Annotated in this window: 4 protein-coding genes and 1 pseudogene; 3 read left to right on the top strand and 2 right to left on the bottom strand. The window is 70.7% G+C overall.

Annotated features, from left to right (window positions below):
* Window positions 1-100 precede the first annotated feature (100 nt).
* The 3 genes from ACWEBX_RS38075 to ACWEBX_RS38085 all read left to right on the top strand — a co-directional run bounded on the left by ACWEBX_RS38075 (window position 101) and on the right by ACWEBX_RS38085 (window position 3,117).
* Window positions 101-751, top strand: a complete 651-nt coding sequence (locus ACWEBX_RS38075) for a DUF4230 domain-containing protein (protein WP_451889304.1) — start codon at window positions 101-103, stop codon at window positions 749-751.
* 234 nt (window positions 752-985) lie between these two features.
* The gene (locus ACWEBX_RS38080) at window positions 986-1,696 is read left to right on the top strand and encodes a VanZ family protein (protein ID WP_451889305.1); all 711 of its coding nucleotides are present in this window, start codon (window positions 986-988) and stop codon (window positions 1,694-1,696) included.
* A 173-nt stretch (window positions 1,697-1,869) separates the two neighbouring features.
* Window positions 1,870-3,117, top strand: a complete 1,248-nt coding sequence (locus ACWEBX_RS38085) for a ricin-type beta-trefoil lectin domain protein (protein WP_451889306.1) — start codon at window positions 1,870-1,872, stop codon at window positions 3,115-3,117.
* Between the two features lie 118 nt (window positions 3,118-3,235).
* On the opposite strand, the gene ACWEBX_RS38090 is transcribed toward ACWEBX_RS38085, so the two are convergent.
* Entirely contained in the window at window positions 3,236-3,472 is a 237-nt protein-coding gene (locus ACWEBX_RS38090) for a hypothetical protein (RefSeq protein ID WP_361675434.1), read from the bottom strand.
* A 2-nt stretch (window positions 3,473-3,474) separates the two neighbouring features.
* Window positions 3,475-3,702 (bottom strand): annotated as a pseudogene (locus ACWEBX_RS38095) (hypothetical protein); the annotation flags it as partial.

Genomic DNA, 3,702 nt, shown 5'->3' on the forward strand with positions numbered 1-3,702 from the left:
ACCGCGCCGCACGCCGCCGCCACGCGATCCGGGTACCAACCCGGCGGCCTGTCACGGGGCTTGGGGGGTACACGGACAGGCGGAAAGGAGGACCGTCGACATGACGACGTCCATCAAACGCATGCCCGGCTGGGCGAAGGTGGTCTCCGCCTTCGTGCTGGTGCTCGTGGTGCTGTTCGCCGGGCTGCGGCTGGCCGTTCTGCCGGGGCTGCGCGATGTGTTCGGCACGGAGACCCACGACAATTCGGGCCCCGCGCTGCTCAAGTCCATCCAGGACATGAGCCGTTACGACGCCGCGTCGGGCAACTTCCAAGTGGTCGTGGACCTGGAGAAGGACGCGAAGTACCTGCCCGACGCGCTCCGCGGCACCCGCACGCTGTACGTGGGAGCCGGCACCGTCGACGCCTATGTCGATCTCGGGCGCATCGGCCAGAAGGACGTGACGGTCAACGACGACCGTACGTCGGCCACGCTCCGTCTGCCGCACGCGGCCCTGGGCAAACCCGCCCTCGACCCCGACCACTCCTACGCCGTCTCGAAGCAGCGCGGTCTGCTCGACCGGCTCGGTGACGTCTTCTCGGACAACCCGAACGACGAGCGGTCCGTGCAGCGCCTCGCGGCCCAGCACATCGGCAAGGCCGCGAAGGACAGCCGCCTCACCGCACGGGCCGAGGAGAACACCACCAGCATGCTCGAGGGCCTGCTGCGCTCGCTCGGCTTCACGGACGTGACGGTCACCTACGGGACCTGAGTCCGGGCGGAGCCCGACATCGGACGGAGCCCGGCATCGGGCGGAGCCCGGCATCGGGCGGAGCCGTCGGCGCCGGGGCGGGAACACCGCCGCACCGGCGCCGGCGTCCGTCCCGGCCGCGGTCCTCCGCCCCTTTGTCCCAAAGCCCTCCCCCGGGCCGAGACGCCAGGCATCCTCCGCCCCTTCCGGGGTAAGCGGGCTGCACCAGAGGGCAGTTGAAAAGGGGAGGGTCTCATGGTCCGCACCGCGTTGCGCGCTCGCGCCGCCAAGGCCGTGGCCGGCCGGCAGAAGCCGGCGCCGAAGTCGGGATCGGACCGGGGAAAGCCCGCGCCGAAGGCCGGACGAGGCAAGTCTGCGTCGAAGGCCGACCGGGGCGGGACGGCCTCGAAGACGAGCCGGAGCAAGCCGGAGAAGAGGTCGTGGGCGTTCCTCGGCCGCAGGACACCGGAGCGGACCCCGGCTCCGGCGCCGGCGCGGGAGACCGGAGCCCTGGCACTGCCCTTCCGCCTGCTGGCCATGCTGATCGCGTTCGCGGCCATGGTGGGGTTCGCCGTCGTGCTGGCCCGGCTGACGCTGGAGCCCTCACCGGCGTCCGCGGCGCTGATCCACAACAACCTTCACCCCGGGGCCTCGCTGCGGGCCTATCTCGACCAGCCCGAGCTGCGCGACGCCGTCAAGCAGATCGGCGGGAACCTCCTGCTCGGGGTGCCCTTCGGCGTGCTGATGCCGGTGGTGTTCCCGAAGACCCGCGGCATCCTGCGCGTCGTCGCGCTCACGGCGGCGGTCATGCTCCTGGTCGAGCTCGTCCAGGGAGCCCTCATCACCGGCCGCTCCTTCGACGTCGACGACGTCATCCTCAACACCACCGGAGCGCTGGTGGGTTACCTGCTCCTGGGCCGACGACTCGGCCGGGCCGTTCACCCCAGGAAGCGCTCTCGCGCCTGAGCTCCGGCTGAGCTCGCGTCTAAGCCGACGGCAACTGCTGGTCCGTACCAGAGTATTGACACCTCGTTTCCTCACTCCTTAAATCAAGAGGCGAAGCATGGACCCCCCCCCCACCATTGCCCCCCACCTCAGTCGGCTCACCCGTCACGGGCGGCCGTACGGAAATGAGCGTCATGGACTCCCCACGCCTGCTCCGCCGATGTCTGTTGGCGGCGCTGTCCGCCGCGCTCGTCGCCTCCGCCTCGGTCGTCGCCGCTCCCGCCCACGCGGGTCCGGCGGCCGCCGCGGCGGCCGTGACGTTCCAGGACACCTTCGACGGTCCCGCCGGTTCGGCCGTCGACTCCGCCAAGTGGCAGCTCGAGACCGGCGACAACGTCAACAACCACGAGCGGCAGTACTACACGTCGGGCAACAAGAACGCCGCCCTGGACGGCCAGGGCCATCTGGTGATCACGGCCCGCAAGGAGAATCCGGCCAACTATCAGTGCTGGTACGGCACATGCCAGTACACGTCGGCCCGGATGAACACCTCCGGGAAGTTCACGTCGACGTACGGTCATGTCGAGGCCCGGATGAAGATCCCGCGCGGGCAGGGCATGTGGCCGGCGTTCTGGATGCTGGGCAGCGACATCGGGCAGGTCGGCTGGCCGAACTCCGGTGAGATCGACGTCATGGAGAACGTCGGCTTCGAGCCGTCCACCGTGCACGGCACGATCCACGGTCCCGGGTACTCAGGCTCCGCCGGTATCGGTGCCGGCTACTCCCTCCCGAACGGCCAGGCCTTCGCGGACGCCTTCCACACCTTCGCGGTCGACTGGGCGCCCAACTCGATCACCTGGTCGGTGGACGGCACGGTCTACCAGCGGCGCACACCCGCCGATCTGGGCGGCAACACCTGGGTGTTCAACAAGCCGTTCTTCCTGATCCTGAACCTCGCGGTCGGCGGATACTGGCCGGGCGACCCCGACGGCTCCACCTCCTTCCCGCAGCAACTCGTCGTCGACGAGGTGAAGGTGACCACGAGCGACAGCTCGGGCGGCACCGGCGGCCCGATCAAGGGCCTCGCGGGCAAGTGCGTGGACGTGGCGGCCGCCAACTCCGCCAACGGGACGCCCGTACAGCTCTACGACTGCAACGGCACGGGCGCCCAGCAGTGGACGGTGTCCGCCGACGGCACGATCCGCGCGCTCGGCAAGTGCCTGGACGTCACGGGCAACGGCACGGCGGACGGCTCGACGGTCCAGCTCTGGGACTGCACCGGCGGACCCAATCAGAAATGGACGGTCACCGCGGCTCACGACCTCGTGAATCCGCAGGCGAACAAATGTCTGGACGTCACGGGCAACAACGCGGCCAACGGCACCCGCCTGCAGATCTGGACGTGCACCGGCGGCGCCAACCAGAAGTGGACGGTGGGCTGACCGGCCGCTCGGGCGAGCGGCGAAGGGTCCGGCGGGGACATCCCGCCGGACCCTTTCGCATGGCCGGGGGCCGGCGCGGGACACCCCCGCCGGGACCGTTCGCCCGGCCGGGGTCGCGTCAGCGCGGATGCCAGGTGAGTTTGTCCCCGCCGACCCAGCGGACCACGTCGGGGTCGTCGAGATCGTCGACCGTGATGCCGTACGCGGCCGCGTACTCCAGGACGTCCGTGATCGCCTTCGCCTCGCCCACCATCTCGCCGTCGATCTCCATGATCCGGAACGGCGGCGTGCCCGGCTGCACCCCGAGCACCATGATCCGTGGGTGGGAGATGTGAGGGCTCGCGCTTTCGGTCATGACTAGAGCGTAAGGGGATTTCCGCTCTTGCCGCTGGTCAGCGGCGGAGCGCCGAGGGTCTGCCGCTCGTGCGGCCCGGTGCGGACGCAGCGGCTGTCGTCGGGGCGTTCACCCCGCCGGGTGTGGTCGGGGGAGGTCGGGGGAGGCTCCCGCCCTGGCCCGCCCGCGAGCCGGGCACCGACCGCCCCCCCCGCCGTCCGCCGTGCGGTGCCGCGCCGGCTGGGCAACCA

The organism is Streptomyces sp. NPDC005070 (assembly GCF_053600395.1).